This is a genomic window from Paenibacillus sp. MZ04-78.2 (assembly GCF_024213375.1).
Taxonomy (GTDB): Bacteria; Bacillota; Bacilli; order Paenibacillales; family NBRC-103111; genus Paenibacillus_G.
Genome location: NZ_JANAVJ010000050.1, coordinates 1 through 20,548, shown reverse-complemented (window position 1 = coordinate 20,548; position 20,548 = coordinate 1). Strand labels below are relative to the sequence as shown.

Here is a 20,548-nt window from a genome sequence, read left to right as displayed (position 1 = left end):
GGGGCTTGAGGGCTCGCTGCGGAAAACGTCGCTTTTTCGAAGAGCTGTCAGGCGTCCTCCCGCTGTCTCACTCACAGGATAAGCGCACACAAGGAGGGAAGGCCGTATGTATGCCGTGGAGCTGGACGGCGTTTCACAAGTATATGTCAACCGCAAAGGCGCGTTCGTCGCGCTGCAGGATGTGCAGCTCGCGATCGCGCCGGGCGAATTCGTCAGTCTCATCGGCCCGAGCGGCTGCGGGAAGACGACCGTGCTTTCGCTAATCAGCGGCTTGCTGACGCCGACTTCGGGAACGGTGCGGGTGCTGGGCGAACCGATTCAAAAACCGACTCCGAAAGTCGGATATATGCTCCAGCAGGATTATTTATTCCCTTGGCGGACGATCTTCGAGAACGCCTCCATCGGTCTCGAATTGCTCGGACGCTTGAATGCCGCCACCCGTCAATATGTGCTGGATTTGCTGGACGAAATGGGGCTTGGCGGCTATGCTGACCGTTATCCGCACCAGTTGTCCGGCGGCATGCGCCAACGGGTTGCGCTGGTACGGACACTTGCGACGGAACCGGACATCCTGCTGCTGGATGAGCCGTTCTCGGCTCTGGACTACCAGACCAAGCTCCAACTGGAGGATTTGATTTCTGCGACATTGAAGGCACGCGGCAAGACCGCCGTGCTTGTCACCCATGACATCACCGAAGCGATTGCCATGAGCGACAGGATTGTCGTGCTCCAGCCGAATCCCGGACGTGTACTGACCGAGGTCATTGTACCGGAGGCTATTCGGGAAGCCCAGCCGCTGCATGCCCGCGAGATTGGGGGCTTTCACGAATTGTTCCGCGAGTTGTGGGGGCGGTTCGAGCAGATGGATGGGAAAGGAGGCGGGGGACATGGACCGGCGGAAATCTGAGGAGGCGAAGGCAAGCGGGAGTGTATCGTATGCTGCTGTTGAAGGAGCCGGCGAACCGTCCGAACGGCAAGAGCATGGGGCCGCAAAGGCCGACGGCTTAACGTCAGGAGCAGTACGATCCGAAAGCTTGGCCGGGCAAGTGTACGCGCAATTTCGCCGGAGCGAGCGCAAGCTGACGACATCTGTGCGCCTGACCCAACTGGCGCTGCTGATCTTATTTTTCGCGGGATGGGAAGCGGCGAGCCGATTGCAGTGGATTGACGGGCTTCTTTTCAGCTCTCCGACGCGCGTGTGGGGGCTGCTGGTTGAGAAAACGGCAGACGGTACGCTGCTTGTGCATACGTGGACGACCGTGTGGGAGACGATCGTCGGCTTCGTGCTCGGCACGCTTCTCGGTACCGCAATCGCTGCGCTCATCTGGTATTCGCCGTTTCTCTCCCGCGTGCTCGATCCGTATATCGTCGTCCTGAACAGCCTGCCTAAGGTGGCGCTCGGACCTTTGTTTATCGTCGCGCTTGGCCCGGGCATGCTGTCGATCATCGCGACAACGCTCTCAATTACCGTAATCATCACGATTCTGGTCGTGTATAACAGCTTCCGCGAGGTGGACCCGAATCTGCTCAAGGTGGTGCGGATTTTCGGGGGAAATCGGAGCGCGGTTTTCCAAAAGGTAATTCTGCCCGCTTCGTATCCGACGATCGTCTCCACGCTCAAAGTAAACGTTGGGCTCTCCTGGGTTGGGGTCATCGTCGGCGAGTTTCTCGTTTCCAAGGAAGGGCTCGGCTATTTGATCATCTATGGCTTTCAGGTGTTCAACTTTACGCTTGTGATCGGCAGCGTTCTACTCATTGCCGTGGTCGCGACCTTCATGTATCAAGCCGTTGTTTATTTGGAAGGGAAGCTGACGGTACAATCGTGAAAAGATCCCAAAAACAAAAGATTATCGACAAATGAGCTTCACTCGTTGAGGATTTTGTCGAAAAACGATAAAATGTGGGTACCTTATCTGCATAATAATTTTTAGCGACTATGATCGTTGTCGAAGCGAGGAACGCAGCCTATGGGATTTCGAGTCATCAAAACCGCGCTGGCGGTTATTGTATCCATTTTTTTGGCGCAGACGCTCGGATTGCAGTCCCCCCTTTCGGCGGGGCTGCTTGCGGTGTTAGGCGTCGACGTAACGAAAAAGAGAGGACTTCAGACGTCGTTTCAGCGCATTGCGGCCTCGATTGTCGGGTTGTTTTTCGGCGCCGGGCTGTTTTGGGCGCTTGGCTTTCACGTGTGGGTGATCGGCGTGTTTATTTTGGCGCTGTACCCGATTTTGAGCCGGTTAAAGCTGAAGGAAGGCATCGTTACCGGCTCGGTCGTCATGTTCCATGTGTTCGCCTCCGGCCGGGTCAGCGCGGAGCTGCTGCTGAACGAGATCGCCCTGCTCCTTGTCGGGCTCGGCACGGCGACGCTGATCAACATTGGCTATATGCCGAGAGAGGACAAGCTGCTGCAGGAATACAAGCATCGGGTGGAGCAGCTTTTCTCGCAAATATTTTTGGAACTCTCGCATCATCTGCGAGATAACGACTACATATGGAGCGGTGCGGAGCTGCTGGAGGCGGACGATACGATCCACAAGGCGATTCAAGCCGCTCAGCGCGCGAACGAGAACGATTTGTTCGCCGAGGGACCCAACTGGTCGGTTTACTTTTACATGAGGGAACGGCAGCTGGACGCGATCCAGCGAATGGTGCAGCTCGTCGCCCGCATCTACCAGACGCTGCCGCACGGCGAGCTGTTGGCTCTGGTGTTCGACGGGCTGACGGAGGATGTCAAGGTACCTTATTATACGGGGCGGAGCGAGAAAAAGCTGAACGAACTGGAGCAGCAATTCCGATCCATGCCGCTGCCAGCCACGCGAGAGGAATTCGAGGTTCGCGCCGCGCTGCTGCAACTGGTAGAAGAGCTAAAAGTGTACTTGTCCGTCGCCAAAAAAGAAAAGCGGCCCATGGAGGAACCGCTGGGGAGAGCCTGATTCTGTTAACCTTCCGACAAACTTAAAATATGATAAAAAAGTTATCACACTAGGCCAATGTCCTGCATACAATTCTAATGAATGATTGTATGGAGGAGGTTAGAAGGATGTCATTAGATAAAGATTTGCAGTGCAGAGAGATCTATACGAAGGCTGTCTGTGGCAAAGGACGCAAATTTTCGCAAGTAACGAACACGGTCACTCCGCCTCATGCTCCGACCAGTATTCTGGGTGCTTGGATTATCAACAACCAATACGATGCGGTAAAGTCGGGGGAAAATGTGGAAGTGGTAGGTACTTACGACATCAACATTTGGTATTCGTACGACCGGAATACCAAGACGGATGTCGCGAAAGAAACTGTATCTTATGTGGAAGTGGTGCCGCTCCACTACCTCGATAAGAAGCATAAACCGTCGACGGCAGAAGTGGCGGCGGTCGCAACGCAAGAACCGAACTGCGTGGAAGCCAGCATCTCCTCGCACGGAGATAACGTGCTGATCCGCGTCGAGCGGGAGTTCAAGGTTGAAATGTTCGCCGAAACGAAGGTGTGTGTCGTTGTCTGCCCGAACGGCTGCGACGAATACGACGACAAGCATGTGGATTTCGGCGGCGTGGACGACGGCGATTTCGAGGATCTCGATCCCGATCTGCTTGATGAGGAATTGAACTGATATGTTGTTAATATATGCTGAACGGTTGCAGGTTGGAGAGGGCGTTTGCCCTCTTTTTTGTTGACCGAACCCAATTATTTTTAGCCCTAAGAATGGGCAGGCATAAGCCACGAATGATGCTCAAATCCGAATGGAGGAATCAGCATGCGTGCATTTTTGCTGCACTCTGGCGAGCCGACGCTCGGTCTGCTGCTGGAGCGGCTTCGCATTCCGCACGGAACGAAAGCGCCGGAAGGAGGCGAAAAGCCGGACGTTACGATCCATTGGGGTACCTATCATCCGGACCGCGGAGATAGAGAGGTGCTGCAGCCGGTAAAAAGCATGCTGCTGGCGGCGAACATGTGCCGCGCGGCGGAGCAGCTGAAGCTGCACGGGATCGATTGTGTCCTGGAAAAACAAGAGGCAGACGGCGGAGTGCGCGGTCAAGACAACCGCTGGTCGCACCGGTTCGTCGTACCGGTGTTTCATCTGCAGGCGCTCTCCCTGTTCCATAAGCCGCAGACCGTGTTTTACGGGGGCGGAGCTGGAGAGAGCCTTGCGGCGCGCGAAGGGGATAAAGCTGATTATACGGAAATCGGGCGGGAGCAGCCGAGCTATTACGGCGCCAAAGCGATGCGCGAAGCGGTAAAAGCGATCTATGCGCTCGGGCTCGATTACGGCGTCGTACGGATCGGGGTTAGACCGGACGGCAGCCTTGCGGTGCGCGGCGTTGAGGCGGTGCCGCTCTTGACTTCGCGGCTGGCCGAGCTGTTCGCGGAAGCGATGAACCGATACGGCGAACTGCCGGAAGAAGAGACGGCCGTGAAACGCGGGGACGTCATGCTGGGCGCGGACCCGGAGTTTCTGCTGCTTAACCGGCAGGGCAAGGTGGCGCTCGCCTCCCGGTTCGCGGAGAAGGACGGACCGTTCGGCTGCGATTCGATCGTCCTGCCCGGCCGAAGAAAACTATTCGCGCTCGCCGAGCTGCGTCCGCAGCCAAGCACGGATGTACGCGAGCTGGTCATTCATTTGCACCGGACGATGCAGCTTGCGGCCAAACGCATCTCCGATACCGAACTGATCTGGGTGGCGGGCGGCATGCCGGTCCGCGGTTTTCCGCTGGGCGGCCATATTCATTTCAGCGGCGTAGAGCTGTGCAGCCGGCTGCTGCGCGCTTTGGACAACTATGTGGCGCTGCCGCTGACGCTGCTGGAGGGGGAGACGACGGGGGCGCGCAAGCCGCGGTACGGATTTCTCGGCGACTTCCGCCGTCAGAAGCACGGCGGCTTCGAATACCGTGTACTGCCTAGCTGGATGGTATCGCCTGCGGTGGCGAAGGGTGTGTTGGCGCTAGCCAAGCTTGTGGCCGGGAACGACCGCGCGCTGAAGCAGCGGCCTTTGTCCGACCCGGAAGTTGTCAAGGCATATTACCGCGGCGACAAGGAGCGTATCCGGCTGCTCCTGCCATCGCTCTGGAGAGATTTGGAGAGAATACCGGAGTATGGGCGATATGAAAGCTATTTATTGCCGCTTCGGCGCATGATGCTACGGATGAAATCGTGGAACGAGCGCGAGGATATCCGGCCCAAGTGGAGAATCTCTCCCTTCCGCTAGAGGATGGGAGTTCTCTAGCAATTCATGCTATAATGATGAAATGATAGAACAGCATGATACATATGGCAGCGAAATGTGAAGACGCAAGCAGGCAGTTGGAGGATGAAGCATGGCCAAATATACGCCAATGATCGAACAATATCTTTCTGTAAAGGCGCAGGCGCCGGACGCCTTTTTGTTTTTCCGTTTGGGCGATTTCTATGAAATGTTTTTCGATGACGCGGTTCTGGCCGCGCGGGAGCTCGAAATTACGCTGACCGGCCGCGACGGTGGCGGGGAAGAGCGCATCCCGATGTGCGGGGTGCCCTACCATTCGGCGGAAAATTATATTGCGCGCTTGATTGAAAAAGGGTACAAAGTCGCCATTTGCGAGCAGGTCGAAGACCCTGCGGAAGCTAAAGGCGTCGTGCGCCGGGAAATTGTCCGGATCGTGACGCCGGGGACGGTGATGGATGCCCGCTCGCTCAGCGAGACGGTGAATAATTACATCGTCGCGGTCGTCTTCCACGGCGGCGGGTACGGCTTTGCCGCTTGCGACATTTCCACCGGCGAGCTGTATGTGACGCGGCTTTCGGGTTCGTTCGAGCTGCTGCTCGACGAGCTTAATGCTTACAATCCATCGGAGCTGCTCGGAAGCGAGGCGGTGCTGGAGCAAATCCGGGGCAGTTCGTCCGCTTGGCTGAAAACCGCGGTCATGACGCCGCGCGAGCCTGCGCTCGGAGGCGGCTTGCCGCCGGAAGGACTATTCTCGGAGAAGCAGCTGGCGTCCTTGCCGGAAAGCGGCCGGGAAACGCTCGCGCTTCTGATGGGCTACTTGCAGGAAACGCAAAAGCGTTCACTATCGCATATCAAGCATATCCGGGGCTATGAGCCGAATCAGTATATGGTGATGGATCCGTTCACCCGCCGCAATCTGGAGTTGGTGGAAACGGTCCGCGACCGCTCCAAGAAAGGGACGCTGCTCTGGCTGCTGGACAATACGGTCACAGCGATGGGCGGGCGGCTGCTCCGCCGCTGGATCGAGAAGCCGCTGATGAACGCGGCGCACATCAACGACCGCCTGGAAGCGTTGGATCGGCTGTATAACCAGTTAATCGTCCGGGATGAGCTGAAGCAGGCGCTCAAGGAAGTGTACGATCTGGAGCGCCTTACGGCGCGCATCGCGTACGGCAGCGCCAACGCGCGTGACTTGGTCGCGCTCAAGTTGTCGCTGCAGCAGGTGCCTGCGCTTCGTCAGCAATGTGAAGCAAGCGGCTCCCGCACACTTGCGGCTTTGGCGGCGCGGATCGACCCGTGTCAGGACTTGATGACGTGGATTGCGGAAGCGATTGTGGACGAGCCGCCCGTCTCCGTCCGCGACGGGGGGATGATCCGGGCCGGGCTCAGCGCCCGTCTCGACCAATTGCGCGAAGCGAGCGCGAACGGCAAGCAGTGGCTTGCCGAGCTGGAGAAGCAGGAGCGGGAGCGGACGGGCATCAAATCGCTGAAGATCGGCTACAACAAAGTGTTCGGTTATTTTATTGAAGTGACCAAATCGAATTTAGCCCAGCTTGAAGAAGGCCGGTACGAGCGGAAGCAGACGCTGACCAACGCCGAGCGGTTCGTGACGCCGGAGCTGAAAGAGAAGGAAGCGTTAATCCTTGAGGCGCAGGAAAGCATGGTCGATCTCGAGTACGAGCTGTTCGTGGGGCTGCGGGATCAGCTCGCTTCGTATACTCCGCGTTTGCAGCAGCTGGCCGAGCTGATCGCGACGGTGGACGTGTACCAGTCGCTCGCTCACGTGAGCGCTTCGAACCGGTTCACCCGCCCGGAAATCGGCGACTTTTACGCGCTGGAAATCGAGGAGGGGCGTCACCCGGTTGTGGAAGCCGTGCTGGAGGACGGCGTCTTTATCGCCAATGAAACGAAGCTGACTCGCGAAGACGGCAGCATGCTGCTGATCACTGGTCCGAACATGGCCGGGAAAAGCACGTACATGCGTCAGGTGGCGATGATATGCCTGATGGCGCAGATCGGCTGCTTCGTTCCGGCGAAGCGGGCGAAAGTACCGGTGATCGACCGGATTTTCACGCGCATCGGGGCGGCGGACGATCTGATCGGCGGCCAAAGCACGTTCATGGTCGAGATGATGGACATTCAAGTGATGACCGAAAAAGCGACGGAGCGAAGCTTGGTCATCATCGACGAATTGGGCCGGGGCACCTCGACCGGAGAAGGGATGTCGATCGCGCAGGCGGTCATCGAATTTCTGCACGATAAAATCGGCTGCAAAACGCTCGTCTCGACGCATTTTCACGAGTTGGCGCATCTGGAGGAAAGCCTCGGCGGCTTGCGCAATTACTGCATGGCAGTCAAGGAAAGCGGCAAGCAGGTCACGTTCCTGCGCCGCTTGATCCGCGGGGCCGCCAGCACGAGCTACGGCATCTATTGCGCGCAAATCGCCGGCCTGCCCGCCAGCATCATCGATCGCTCTTACGAGCTGCTGCATACGTTCGAAGCGCGGACGGAGCTGCTGCAAGGCCGGCTTCAACCGGCGGCATGGAACGCGAATGGACAAGATGCAGGAGAACCCAAGCCGGAGGCTCCGAACGGAGCGGAGACGATCGCGGAAGCTTCCGCTTCGGATGCGCAAGCGGGCGTCCGTTACACCGTGGAAGCCCCCGTCCCGGTCGCGCAACTGCAAGCGGAGCGGCTGGACGCGGCAACGAAGGAGCCTGTCGTGGGGGACATCGTGCAGCTCAGCTTGTTCGCCGTCCACGAAGCGAAGCCGGAGAAGCTGTCCAAGCGCGACGCCAAAGCGGACAAAGTGCTGGAGCAGCTGCGCTCGGCTGATTTAATGAACATGACGCCGATGACGGCGATGAATTTTTTGTACGAGTTGAAGAAACAACTGCCTAATTAAGTTTTATCCATTACTTCGAGAAGAGGAACCGTTGATGAATACTTCCAAAAAATTTCCAAAATGGCGCAAAAAAACCGTCTCGACGATGCTGGCGTTAACTCTGCTGATTCCTGCCGCTTCGCCGGTGTTCGCGGCAGATGCCAAGTCGCCGGCTGCCGAACGGATGGCCGAAGTACTGGACGCGCTGGAGAAAAACCATGTAAGCGGACCGAAGGCGGACAAGCTCTCCGAAACGGGCATCCGGGCGATGGTAAAGTCGCTGGATGACCCTTATACGCAGTATTTCACACCGGAGCAGCTGCAATCGTTCGAGGATGCGGTCCAAAATCAATATGTCGGCATTGGCGTACGAGTAGGTATGGAGGAGGAAGGCGTATACGTTGCGGAAGTATTCGCCGGTTCTCCGGCGAAGGAAGCCGGGATGCTCCGGGGCGACATCATCGTGAAGGTCGGCGACGATGCGACGGTAGGGAAAAAGATCGACGATGTGACGTCCAAAATTATGGGCCTGGTCGATACGGAAGTCCGCTTGCAGGTATTGCGCGACGGGCAAACGAAAGAGCTGACCGTCAAACGGAAAAAGGTACAGATTCCGACGGTCGTTGCCAAGCGGTTCCAAAACGTTGGATATATCAGCATCGCCAGCTTCTCCAGCGATGCCGCCGAGCTGGTCAATAAGGAGCTGAGTGCGCTTAAAGCGCAAGGCATCCAAAGTCTGATCGTCGATTTTCGCGACAATCCGGGCGGTTTGCTCGAAACCACAGAGCAGCTCGCCCGCCTGTTCGTGAAGCAGGGAACGCTTATTCATACACGCGACCGCAATGGCGTCGATCAACCGGTCGAGTTCACGAACGGGACGACGCAGCCGTTCCCTGTCTTTTTCCTGGTGAACGGGAACAGCGCGAGCGCTTCGGAGATACTGATGGGAGCGCTGCAGGACTACGGCGCGATTACGGCGATCGGCACGAAAACGTACGGTAAAGGCAGCGTGCAAAGCGTCATTCCGCTGAAATCAGGCGGCGCAATTAAAGTGACGTTCGAGGAATACTTGACGCCCAAGCTGCGCAAGGTGAACCAAGTCGGCCTTGAGCCGGATAAAAAAGTCGAAGGCGCGATGGCGCAGCTGCTGACGGCGATTCGCGCCGCAGGCGCCAGCCGGATCGACTTGACGCTCGACCGGCGCAGCGCGACGGTAAACGCCACGGAAGTGCAGGAAACGTTCGACGTTATTCGCGAGAATGGGCAAACCTATGTTCCGGCCCGTGTGCTGGCAGCTCTTCTGGGTGCGAGCGTCGAGTGGAACGAAGCCGCAAGGTCGGTTCAACTCGTGGCAGGCGATGCCAAAACTTCGTACACGCCGGCTGCGGCCGATTTCGTGCTCAAGAACGGCACCGGCTACCTCAACGTAGCGAAGACGGCCGCAGCCTTTAGCGGTCTAAGCTGGAAGGACGACGGCAAAACGTTGACGCTGGGCGCTAACTGATTGTCAGAACGGGCCCTGGAAAGCAGCCGGATTCCGTTTCCTTGGCAGGACTCCGCTATGCGGAGAAGGTAGCGTCCGGAATCATGCCGTGCACGTATCGACTTGGATTGGCCGGACTTTTAAGGAGACCTATTTATGGGCAAAATAAACATTTTAGACGAACATATTGCGAACCAGATCGCGGCGGGCGAGGTGGTCGAGCGTCCGTCCTCCGTCGTGAAGGAATTGGTGGAAAATGCGATCGACGCCGGAAGCACGAGAATCGACGTTGCGATCGAGGAAGGCGGGCTGGAGCTGATCCGCGTGTCCGATAACGGCTCCGGCATGGACCCGGACGATTGCGAGACGGCATTCTTCCGTCATGCGACAAGCAAGATTGCGAGTACACAGGATTTGTTCGCGATCCGCACGCTCGGCTTCCGGGGCGAGGCGCTGCCGAGTATCGCCGCCGTCTCGAAGGTGGAGTGCCTGACCGCGCCGGATACGAGCGGGCTCGGCTGCCGTTTTGTTATGGAAGGCGGCACCGTCCGCGCAAAGACGGAAGCAACGGCTCCCCGGGGAACGGATGTTGCGGTGCGGGAGCTGTTTTACAATACGCCTGCGCGTCTAAAATATATGAAGACGATCCAGACGGAACTCGGACACGTCACCGATTATATTTATCGGCTCGCGCTCGCGCATCCGGGGATCGCCTTTACGCTGAAGCATAACGGACATACACTGGTGCAAACGCTCGGCAACGGCGATTTGCTCCAGGCGATCGCGGCGATATACGGCACAACTGTTGCGAAAAGCATGCTGCCGATTCACGGGGAAACGCTCGACTACCGGCTGGACGGCTATATCGCCAAGCCGGAGCTGACCCGGGCGAACCGCGGCGGCATCTCGACGGTGATCAACGGCCGCTACATCCGCAACTATCCGATGGTACAGGCGCTGCTGCAGGGGTACCATACGCTGCTGCCGATCAACCGGTTCCCAGTTGCGGTGCTGCATGTGCAGATGGACCCGACCCTGATCGACGTCAACGTCCATCCGGCGAAGCTGGAGGTGCGCTTCAGCAAGGAAGCGGAGCTGATGCAGCTCGTCGAGCGCGAGGTGCGCGAGACGCTCGGGAATCAGCGGCTGATCCCGGCCGCAAGCATGTCGGCGGCCAAACGGCCGCAGGAGGCGGTCGTGCAGGAGCAGTTGGAGCTGTACCGGCCGCAGGCGCCGCAAGCGCAGGCGTCGGCTGCCGGGCAGCCCGCCGGTGCGCGAATGCCGGGCGCAGCCGCGCCAGCGGAGCGCTGGAGCGCATCGGCGCCGGCCGCCGCAAGCGCCTCGCCGTGGGCGCAGCCGCCCGGCGAAGCGCCCGAGCGCAGCGGCAGCGCCGCAGATGCGGGCGAGCCGCAGCTGCGCTCGACGTCCGCGGGCCCCGCGGCGCAGCCGGGCGCGGAGCGCGAGCGGCTTGCGCCGAGCGAGACGGCGGCGGCCTCGGAGGCGCTGCTGCGAGCGATGACGCCGCAGGCGGAGCAGCCTCCGGCGCTGCCGGATTTTCCGAAGCTGCACCCGATCGGGCAGCTTCACGGCACGTACATCGTCGCGCAGAACGAGGAAGGACTGTTCCTGATCGACCAGCATGCGGCGCATGAGCGGATCAATTATGAGCATTATTACGAAAAATTCGGCAATCCTGCGGAAGCGAGCCAGGAGCTGCTTGTGCCGCTGACATTGGAATTTACCACGATCGAAGCCGCGAAGCTGGCCGACCGCTTGCCGCAGCTGGAGCAGGCGGGCGTCTATCTGGAGCCGTTCGGCGGGGCTTCGTTCCTCGTCCGTGCGTATCCACATTGGCTGCCTTCGGGTGAAGAGCAAGCGCTTATCGAAGAAATGATCGAATGGGTGCTGGGCGAGAAGAAGCAGGTTGACATCGGCAAGCTGCGCGAAAAAGCGGCGATCATGTGCTCCTGCAAGGCTTCGATCAAGGCGAACCAAAGCATCGGTCTGCTGGAAATCGAGACGCTGCTCGACCAGCTGGCGGCCTGCCGCAATCCGTATACGTGTCCGCACGGAAGACCTATAGTTGTGAGCTTTTCGACTTACGAGCTGGAAAAAATGTTTAAAAGGGTGATGTAGTTGTTCGTTACCACCTCCTATGACCCGAATCCCGCGCAGCTGAGCGAGGCGGAGGCGCTGGCGCGCACGCTTGGCGGGCGCTGCATCCGGCGGCGGCGGATGACGCTGGCCAAGCTGCGGGAGCGGTACGGGGACGAGGATATTTTACTGATCTCGAAAGAGCGGATCGAATACCATCACGAACAGCGGCTGCCGCTGTTTTTTCATCCCAGTACGGCGGCGGTCCGGATCAAAAGGCTGCTGAACGGCGAGACGGACCCGCTGCTGGCGCTGGCCGGCGTTCGCCCTGGGGACCGGATTATCGATTGTACGGCGGGGCTTGGCTCGGACGCCATTGTTTTCTCGTTTGCGGCGGGACCCGAAGGAGCGGTGACGGCGTTGGAAACGGCGCGGGTACCGTGCTTTTTATTGGAACAAGGTCTTAAGACCTACCATTCGGAGGTGCCCGGACTGAACGAAGCGATGCGTCGCATAGAGGTGATCCGTCAGGATCATACCGAGTATTTGCGTGCGCTGCCGCCGGACAGCGCCGATCTGGTGTACTTCGATCCGATGTTTCGCAAGCCGATCACGGAATCGACCTCGATCAAGGCGATCCGCGGCATAGCCGACGACCGGGCGCTGACGGAAGAAGCGGTTGCGGAAGCGCGGCGGGTCGCTCGTCGGATGGTAGTGATAAAGGAGCACCGGGACAGTCAGGAATTCGACCGACTAGGCTTCGCGGAAGTGCACCGGTCTTCCACCAAAATAGCTTACGGAGTGATAAGATGCTGACAGAGACGGACCGGCATCGGCCGAAGCTGCTTGTGTTGGTCGGCCCGACCGCCGTCGGCAAAACCAAGCTGAGCTTGACGCTGGCCGAAGAATACAACGCGGAAATTATTTCCGGAGATTCGATGCAGGTATACCGGGGGATGGATATCGGTACGGCCAAGGCTTCGCCGGAGGAGTTCGCCCGGGTCAAGCATCATATGATCGACATCTACGATCCGGATCATCCGTTTTCGGTTGCGGAATTTCAAGAACGGTGCGTATCGCTGATCGGGGATATCGATTCCCGTGGAAAGCTGCCGTTTATTGTCGGAGGAACGGGCCTTTATGTCGAATCGGTTTGCTACGACTTCCGGTTCAGCGAAGGGGGCTCGGACGAGGCTTTTCGGGCGGAGCAGGAGGCTTATGCCGAAGCGCACGGCGCGGAAGCACTGCACGAGCGGCTGCGCCAGATCGATCCGGATTCGGCTGAGCGCCTGCATCCGAACGACCGGCGGCGCATTATCCGGGCCCTTGAGATTTTTCACATGACCGGAGAACGGCTTTCCGACCAGCTGAAAACGCAAAAAAAACAGACCCCGTACGAATTGTGTATCGTCGGGTTGACAATGGATAGAGCTTTACTATATAAACGTATTGAAGAGCGAATCGATCTCATGCTGGAGCAAGGGCTGGTCGAGGAGGTTCGGGGGCTTCTGGCGAAAGGTTACGGACCGTCGCTCGTTTCCATGCAGGGGCTCGGCTATAAGGAGATTGCGGCGTACTTGCAGGGAGAGTATTCTTTGGAAGGGGCCGTCGATTTACTAAAGAAGAACACGCGTCATTTTGCAAAACGTCAGCTTTCCTGGTTCCGGCATATGAAGGACATCGCTTGGGTGGATATGAGTGAAATGGAAGAATTTACTACCCAACTGGACCAGATTCGTGCTATAATAGCAGACAAGCTAACATTTGGCGTTAACCATTTTTGAGGGGGCCCATTGATGAACAAGTCAATCAACATTCAGGACACGTTTTTGAACCAATTGCGCAAGGAGAACATTCCGGTCACCGTTTATTTGACCAATGGATTTCAAATTCGCGGCGTGATTCGCGCGTTCGATAACTTTACGATCATTATCGACAGCGAAGGACGACAGCAGATGGTGTACAAGCATGCGATTTCGACTTTTACGCCGCAGCGTTCGGTATCACTCATGCAGCAGGAAAACAACGCCGAATAGCGGATTTTTGGTGGAAGCGGAAGGAGCAACTTTTTCGGCTTCCCGTACGTCTATGGATACGAAGCATAAGAGCAACCCGGCTCGTTAGGGTTGTTCTTTGTTTAGTAAGCCTTGATGCAGGTTAAACAGGCTGTGCATTGCACACGGACACAGAAAGGGAGTCGGGGCATGACGGGAAGAAACAGCAGAACACCGGGCCAAGCACCGAAGGAGAAGAAACCGACATCATCCGCAAAACCGAAGAAAAAGAAGAAGAAGATTACCTTAGGCAAAGTTCTGGCATGGACGTTTGTCGTCGGCGCGCTGGCCGCCATTTGCGGGATGGGGGTATACATCTTCGTCTTGGTGAATGGAGCCAATATCTTAAAAGCCAATATCGACAAATTGAATTTCAGCGAAGCGTCGATTATTTACGACGTGAACGAAAAGGAAGCGGGCGTTTTGAAGGTGGAAAACCGGGAAAATGTCGACAAGGCCGAGATTCCCGATTTGTTGAAGCAGGCGTTCATTGCCACGGAAGACCAACGCTTTGAGCAGCACCAAGGCGTCGATTTGTTTTCCGTCGGACGCGCTCTCGTGAAGGATGTTGTCGCGCGAAGCATGGTTGAGGGCGGGAGTACAATCACGCAGCAGCTCGCCAAAAACGTATTTTTAAGCTCGGACAAAACGTTTTTCCGTAAAGCGACGGAAATGTCCATTGCGCTTGCGCTTGAGAGAGAAAAAACGAAGGACGAAATCATAACGTATTACTTGAACCGAATTTATTTCGGCAACCGGGCGTATGGTGTGAAAGCTGCTTCCAAAGCGTATTTCGGGGTTTCCAATCTGAATGACTTGAAGCTGTGGCAAATGGCTACACTCGCGGCCATGCCGAAGGCGCCGAACACGTACAATCCGATCTCGAACCCGGATAAATCGAAGGATCGCCGGGCGGTTGTGCTTAAGCTGATGGAGGAGCAGGGCTACATTACGGAGGCCCAGCGTGCCGAAGCCGCTGCCGCAGAGTACGTGCCTCAGACGAACACGGTCAAATCGCAGTACCAGACGTATATCGATTACGTCCTTAAGGAAGCGCGGGATATGTATAAGATCGAGGAGGACGATTTGCTGCGGGGCGGGTACCAAATTTATTCGACGCTTGACCCGAACGCCCAGCAAATTATGGAACAGGCGTATGCGAACAACAAGCTATTCCAAAAGGATGGACCGGAGCAGAAAATGCAGAGCAGCATGGTCATCCTGAACAATGAGGATGGCGGCATTGTCGCGATGATCGGAGGCCGGGACTACGTTGCCCGCGGCTTGAATCGCGCAGTCGCTCAGCCGCGGCAGCCGGGCTCGTCGTTCAAGCCGCTTGTCGCTTTTGCGCCGGCCATCGAATCGGGCAAGTACAATCCGTACAGCAGGATACCCGACGTGCAGAAATCGTATAACGGTTATTCGCCCCGCAACTACGATGGGGTATACCGCGGCGAAGTGAGCATGTTCGATGCGGTCAAAAAGTCGATGAACCTTCCGGCCGTCGACCTTTTGAACCAGATCGGCGTCAAAACAGGAATAGATTTCGTCAAAAAATTGGGTATTGAGCTCGATGATAAAAACGACCGAAACCTGGCGATTGCGCTTGGCGGATTGAACAAAGGCGTAACGACGCTGCAAATGGCACGGGCCTACAGTGCCTTCCCGAACAACGGAAATTTGCCAACCGCGCACGCCATTACCAAAATCGTCGCAGGCGACGGCAAAGTCACCCCGTTCAAAGGAGAAACCAAGTCCGTCATGAGCGCCAAGACGGCTTGGTTTATGACCCAGCTCATGCAGGGCGTCGTCGAACCGGGCGGTACCGGAACTGCGGCGAAATTCAATCGCCCGGTGGCAGGCAAGACGGGTTCCACGCAGCTCGATATTAAAGGGCTGGAAAAACATAACCGCGACCTGTGGTTCGTCGGTTATACGCCGGAATGGACGGCGGCCGTGTGGATGGGCTTCGATAAAACGGATTCGAAGCATTACGTTTCGATGAGCAGCGGCAGTGCCGGCGTTATTTTCAAGGAGGTCATGCAAAAAGCGCTGGCCAAACGCCCGATGACCTCCTTCAAGCGGCCGGACGGCGTCAAGGATCTGACCGCGCCTCCGAAAGGAATCGCCGATTTGAAGGCCGAGCATGTCGTGATGGGCGGCAATTCGAAGGTACAGCTCAGTTGGAGCGGTGTTGGCGACAATATTACGTACCAGATTTTCCGCAAAGACAGCAAGATGTCCGACTTCCCGGCAGAGCCATTAGAGAGTACGACGATGACGGATTTTTCAGAGTACATTCCCCAACCGGATACGTATGAATATGTCGTAGTGCCTTACAACGCCGAGAATAATACGACCGGTGGGCGCTCGAACGTGGCGACGGTCAAGGTCGATGTGGTCGGCGGGAATCCGCTCGACCCGCTGAACCCGGGAACCGATCCGAACAGCAAGCTTGACCCGAATTCGCCGGGAACCGAACAACCGGGGAACGGCGGAACGGGAACCGATCTGCCGGGCCAAGGACAGCGTCCTGATCAGGAAGGCGGAAATGGGACGGACGCTCGCCCCGGCACGGAACAAGGTACGAAGCCCGGAACAGGAGGCGGCAGTACACGACCCGGTAGCGAGACTACGCAGCCGGGAGGAAGTACCGGAGCAGGAGCGGGGACGGGACGCCCCGCAACGGAGAGCGAAGCCGGAACCGATACAAGGACAGGAACGGGAGGCGCCAACGCTACCGGAGGCACGAACTCCGGCGCGCAAACGAACGGCAGCAGGGGCCAAGGAACATCTGGAACGGGCGGCGGAAAAAGCGGTCCAGGAACCGTCAAAGGTGCGGACGCGGCAACTGGGGGCTCTTCCGGAGGCGGCAGCGGAGCAGCGGGAGGCACGACCGGTTCCGGCGCTTCCACAGGAACGACGGATAGAGCAGGCGCCGATTCCGCTCCGGCAGGATCAACGACACAGACGGGACGATAATGCGATCGTGTTGTCCCGCTGTGTGGAAGGATTTTCATTTTATCGGAAGCTCGTAGTATAATAAATGTGTATAAATTTTTACTTAAATGGAGTTGAAATCGATCCGATGAATGCAGAAATGGTAAGAAAAACGGCAAAATGGGCATGCGCCGCCGCGCTGCTCGCTATGATTACGACCGGCTGCGGCACGAAGCCCGCTCCGGAAGCCCAGAAAGAGCCCGCGACGAACAGCAACCAAACTGCCGGGCAAACGAACGGTCAAGAAGGAGGGAAAACCGGCACCGGGCAGGCCGCCAAAAAATCTTGGTCGTCTCCGCCCGCGATGTCCATCAATCCGACCAAATCGTACAAGGCGAAGGTCACGACGTCCAAAGGCGCATTTACGATTGAGCTGTACGCCAAGGAAGCGCCGAAGACCGTAAACAACTTCGTTTTTCTGGCGAAGGAAGGCTTCTACGATAACATTACGTTCCACCGGATCATCAAGACATTCATGATCCAGACGGGCGACCCGCTCGGCAACGGTACGGGCGGCCCCGGCTATAAATTTGAGGATGAGCTGAAAACGTCGCGCAAATACGAGCCGGGAATCGTCGCGATGGCCAATTCCGGGAAAAATACGAACGGCAGCCAATTCTTCATCTGCACCGGCGAGGACAGCAAATCGTTGAGCCTGAACTACACCATCTTCGGTAAAGTGGTTGAAGGCATGGATGTTATCCAGAAGATCGCCGAGACCCCCGTTAAGCAGGGGAACGATGAGACTCCAAGCGTTCCAACCGAGAAAGTGACGATCGAATCGGTTGCGATCACCGAGAAATAAGTTGATAGCAGCGTGGCATGCCACGCTGCTTTTGCTTTGATCGGCAATCGTATGGCGGGGCGGCCGGTTTAAAAATTCGGAAACGCCGTTGAATTTTTGAAACGAAACTCCCCTGTCTCGCGTCTACTAAGAAGAGAGTCCAAATGATCAAGCAGCGTTTGAAAGTTGAAAGCTCGCTCGCCTAAATGAGAAGTGTCGATCTTACCGAATCATGAACCGCGAGTTTGCTTGCTGCTGCATGGATTTACCGGCGGGCCGTATGAGCTGGGGCGCTTGCGGATTATTTGCGGCTGTTGCGCGCTTTTTTGGACTCGTCGAATGAACAGTATAGGGGAGTTTGAGTTGAAAGCTACAGGGTTTAATCATGTGACGATTCGCGTATCCGATTTGTCCAAATCGTTGTTATTTTACGAATCTTTACTGGGAATGAAGCTCGTTCATCGCGGCCGGTTCGACGTTTATTTGGAATGGGGAAGCGCATGGGTATGTTTGATCGAACGAAGCTACGATTCTTCGGAGAGGCCGGGTTATGGCGTTGACCATATTGCATTTTCGATAACGGAAGAAGATTTCCACGACGCGGCAGCCGAGCTGCAGCGGGCGGGGGTTCCCATCGTCAGGGGACCGTTGGAGCGGGGAGGCGGGTACAGCATCAACTTTCTCGATCCGGACGGCACCGAGCTGGAGCTGTTTACGGGCAGTTTAGCGGAACGTATGAAGGGGTGGTCTTGATGACCGGGGTAGACCGCGTAAAACCGATTGAGCCAGGGCTTCGCCGTACCGTCAGAAAGTTGTTCCGATTCATGCTCGCCGTGGGCGCTGTGGCGCTTTTATGGGTCGGTTTCATTCAATGGCGGATGGCTACGCTGCCGGACGAGAAACTGCCGCCGCACGACGTTGGAATCGTGCTGGGAGCGGCCTTATGGCAAACGACGCCGAGCCCGGCGTTAAAGGAACGGCTGGACCGTGCGGTCGAGCTGTACCAAGCCGGTGTTATTCCCCACATCATCGTATCTGGAGGATACGACTATGTGGATTCGCTGCTGACGGAAGCGGAGGGGATGCGCAACTACTTGGTGGAGAAAGGAGTGCCGAGCGCATCCATTTATTTGGAAAACGAAGCGCGCAGCACGCTGCAAAATATGCTTTTCAGTCAAAAGATCATGCAGGATCACGGCTGGACTTCGGCGGTTATCGTCACCCACCGCTATCATGCGGTGCGTGCGCTCGATATGGCGCGCTTCCTGGGGTACGAGTCTCCTTCCGTATCGCCGATGGACTCCAGTGTGCTTACGATGGCTTGGCACAAGAGCAGGGAAACGCTCGCGTTCACGAAATGGCAGTGGGACAAAATGCGGTCCGTATTCGGATACCGACCGTTCACCTGAGTCTGGCGGGTCAAGCCGCGGGACGATAAGAAGGCCTGATCGCTCGCGCAACTCCCTCTACCATATGCTCGTTATGAGCTTAGAATAGAGGGAGTTTTTTTGTAGTCCATTTTGCAGCCAAGGGTTGTCCATAAGCTTCTCATTGCACGCGCATCGTTAGTTTTTATCAGAGAGTTATAAATTTTCCTCCGGCCGACTATTAATTAGGGTAGGGGAAGGTGATGAAATGACTCCAGAAACAAACAGGCTCATTACGACGAGAGACCGGCAAATCAATGTTGTTTTCAAGTCAACTTCTCCTGAGCCGCTTCCTGTGCAGGAAAAAGTTGATTCAAAAGACGTCATGCAAGCCATGGAAGCATTTTCGGATATCTACAAAGAACTGGATAAGATGATCGGCTTAGACGAGATCAAAGAGCTTGTTTTTCAAATTTATGCGATTTTGCAAATCAAGCAATTTCGCTCTCAAGAGGGGCTCCAGGTCAGCTCCAACGTATATCACATGATCTTCAAGGGCAACCCCGGTACAGGAAAGACAAGTGTAGCCAGAATTATCGGGAAGCTGTTCAGATCCATGGGGCTGCTCTCCAAGGGACATCTGATCGAGGTGGAAAGAGCGGATTTGGTTGGCGAATACATCGGCCATACTGCCCTGAAGACAAGAGAAATGGTCAAAAAAGCGCTCGGCGGCATTTTGTTTATTGATGAGGCATACAGCTTGGCCCGAGGCGGAGATAAAGACTTCGGCAAAGAAAGTATCGATTGCTTAGTAAAATCCATGGAGGATCACAAGAACGATTTTATTCTTATTTTGGCTGGTTACCCTAAAGAGATCGAGGATTTTTTAAAGACGAATCCCGGCCTGCCTTCCCGTTTTCCGATTCAGGTTAATTTTCCTGATTATACAATAGACCAATTGATCGAGATTGCGAAGCAAATGGCGGCGGAACGGGAGTACGTTATTCTTCCTGAAGCCATCCATAAGATCAAGAACCATTTGATGCAGGAAAAGTTACTAAATCTGAATTTCAGCAATGCCCGTCACATTAGGAATCTAATCGAAAAAGCGATCAGGTTTCAGGCTGTAAGGCTGGTTCGAAGGGCACGAAAGCTGACGAAGCAGGATCTGTTGAATCTGACGCATGAGGATTTTCATATCAATGGCAGAACAGAGGAAGAGACCTATTTTAACCTGAAACCGTCGTAGCGGAATGCTGCGCTTTCAAAGCAAAGGCGAGGCCTCATGCCTCTTTTTTTTGCGCTAAAAAGGGACAAGCGCTCCGATGAGTCAAAGGTGGAACCCGCATTTCGCATGTCAGTAAACGAAAATGAATAATAGTAACCGCTGATGCGATTCAAGAAAAACTATTCTGGGGCTTGGAGGGAGAATGGTCGCCTAAACTCGACGTCATTCTCCCTCTTTCGACAGCGGATCATCATACAGTGTCTGTATGGACTTAGCGGCTTGTGATTTCGACAGGATTCGCGGTGTAGATGGTCATGTCGTACCCCGCCATTTCTACCACCCGGCAGGCAAGATCATCTGCATTGTCCGTCAGCACGCGTTCAGTTCGGTCGGCATATCGAATCAGCATCACTTTGATTTGCTGCAGCATGACAAGCAAGACTTGACCTGTCGGCTT

Annotated in this window: 16 protein-coding genes and 1 pseudogene; 16 read left to right on the top strand and 1 reads right to left on the bottom strand. The window is 56.3% G+C overall.

Going from position 1 to position 20,548, the window contains the following annotated elements; translation table 11 throughout:
• Window positions 1-106 precede the first annotated feature (106 nt).
• From NLX71_RS23345 to NLX71_RS23270, 16 genes are all read left to right on the top strand, one after another.
• Window positions 107-907, top strand: coding sequence for an ABC transporter ATP-binding protein (locus NLX71_RS23345; RefSeq protein ID WP_254366194.1), 801 nt, complete (start codon window positions 107-109; stop codon window positions 905-907).
• Window positions 888-1,826 carry an ABC transporter permease gene (locus NLX71_RS23340; RefSeq protein WP_254366193.1) on the top strand — a complete coding sequence of 313 codons (939 nt, stop codon included), beginning with the start codon at window positions 888-890 and terminating at the stop codon, window positions 1,824-1,826. Before NLX71_RS23345 ends, NLX71_RS23340 begins: the two co-directional genes overlap by 20 nt.
• A 141-nt stretch (window positions 1,827-1,967) precedes the next feature.
• Entirely contained in the window at window positions 1,968-2,933 is a 966-nt protein-coding gene (locus NLX71_RS23335) for an aromatic acid exporter family protein (protein ID WP_254366192.1), read from the top strand.
• A 107-nt stretch (window positions 2,934-3,040) separates the two neighbouring features.
• Window positions 3,041-3,607: an outer spore coat protein CotE gene (locus tag NLX71_RS23330; RefSeq protein ID WP_254366191.1), complete on the top strand. Its 567-nt coding sequence runs from the start codon at window positions 3,041-3,043 to the stop codon at window positions 3,605-3,607.
• A gap of 144 nt (window positions 3,608-3,751) precedes the next feature.
• Entirely contained in the window at window positions 3,752-5,200 is a 1,449-nt protein-coding gene (locus NLX71_RS23325) for a putative amidoligase domain-containing protein (RefSeq protein WP_254366190.1), read from the top strand.
• A 109-nt stretch (window positions 5,201-5,309) separates the two neighbouring features.
• Window positions 5,310-8,102, top strand: coding sequence for a DNA mismatch repair protein MutS (gene mutS / locus NLX71_RS23320; RefSeq protein WP_254366189.1), 2,793 nt, complete (start codon window positions 5,310-5,312; stop codon window positions 8,100-8,102).
• 34 nt (window positions 8,103-8,136) lie between these two features.
• Complete coding sequence (locus NLX71_RS23315; RefSeq protein WP_254366188.1) at window positions 8,137-9,585, top strand: S41 family peptidase; 1,449 nt, start codon at window positions 8,137-8,139, stop codon at window positions 9,583-9,585.
• 135 nt (window positions 9,586-9,720) lie between these two features.
• Entirely contained in the window at window positions 9,721-11,700 is a 1,980-nt protein-coding gene (mutL, locus tag NLX71_RS23310) for a DNA mismatch repair endonuclease MutL (protein ID WP_254366187.1), read from the top strand.
• Window positions 11,701-12,474 carry a class I SAM-dependent methyltransferase gene (locus tag NLX71_RS23305; RefSeq protein WP_254366186.1) on the top strand — a complete coding sequence of 258 codons (774 nt, stop codon included), beginning with the start codon at window positions 11,701-11,703 and terminating at the stop codon, window positions 12,472-12,474.
• The gene (miaA, locus tag NLX71_RS23300; protein ID WP_254366185.1) at window positions 12,468-13,442 is read left to right on the top strand and encodes a tRNA (adenosine(37)-N6)-dimethylallyltransferase MiaA; all 975 of its coding nucleotides are present in this window, start codon (window positions 12,468-12,470) and stop codon (window positions 13,440-13,442) included. The genes NLX71_RS23305 and miaA overlap by 7 nt, the downstream gene beginning before the upstream one ends.
• 12 nt (window positions 13,443-13,454) lie before the next feature.
• Window positions 13,455-13,694, top strand: coding sequence for an RNA chaperone Hfq (gene hfq, locus NLX71_RS23295; protein ID WP_063180435.1), 240 nt, complete (start codon window positions 13,455-13,457; stop codon window positions 13,692-13,694).
• Between the two features lie 168 nt (window positions 13,695-13,862).
• Window positions 13,863-16,694, top strand: coding sequence for a PBP1A family penicillin-binding protein (locus NLX71_RS23290; RefSeq protein ID WP_254366184.1), 2,832 nt, complete (start codon window positions 13,863-13,865; stop codon window positions 16,692-16,694).
• A gap of 106 nt (window positions 16,695-16,800) precedes the next feature.
• The gene (locus NLX71_RS23285; protein WP_254366183.1) at window positions 16,801-17,517 is read left to right on the top strand and encodes a peptidylprolyl isomerase; all 717 of its coding nucleotides are present in this window, start codon (window positions 16,801-16,803) and stop codon (window positions 17,515-17,517) included.
• A gap of 342 nt (window positions 17,518-17,859) precedes the next feature.
• Window positions 17,860-18,249: a Fos family putative thiol transferase gene (locus NLX71_RS23280; protein WP_254366182.1), complete on the top strand. Its 390-nt coding sequence runs from the start codon at window positions 17,860-17,862 to the stop codon at window positions 18,247-18,249.
• Window positions 18,249-18,905 carry a SanA/YdcF family protein gene (locus tag NLX71_RS23275; RefSeq protein ID WP_254366181.1) on the top strand — a complete coding sequence of 219 codons (657 nt, stop codon included), beginning with the start codon at window positions 18,249-18,251 and terminating at the stop codon, window positions 18,903-18,905. The genes NLX71_RS23280 and NLX71_RS23275 overlap by 1 nt, the downstream gene beginning before the upstream one ends.
• A gap of 226 nt (window positions 18,906-19,131) precedes the next feature.
• Window positions 19,132-20,112, top strand: a complete 981-nt coding sequence (locus NLX71_RS23270) for an AAA family ATPase (protein ID WP_254366180.1) — start codon at window positions 19,132-19,134, stop codon at window positions 20,110-20,112.
• Between the two features lie 250 nt (window positions 20,113-20,362).
• On the opposite strand, the pseudogene NLX71_RS23265 reads toward NLX71_RS23270, so the two are convergent.
• Window positions 20,363-20,548 (bottom strand): annotated as a pseudogene (locus NLX71_RS23265) (IS1634 family transposase); the annotation flags it as partial.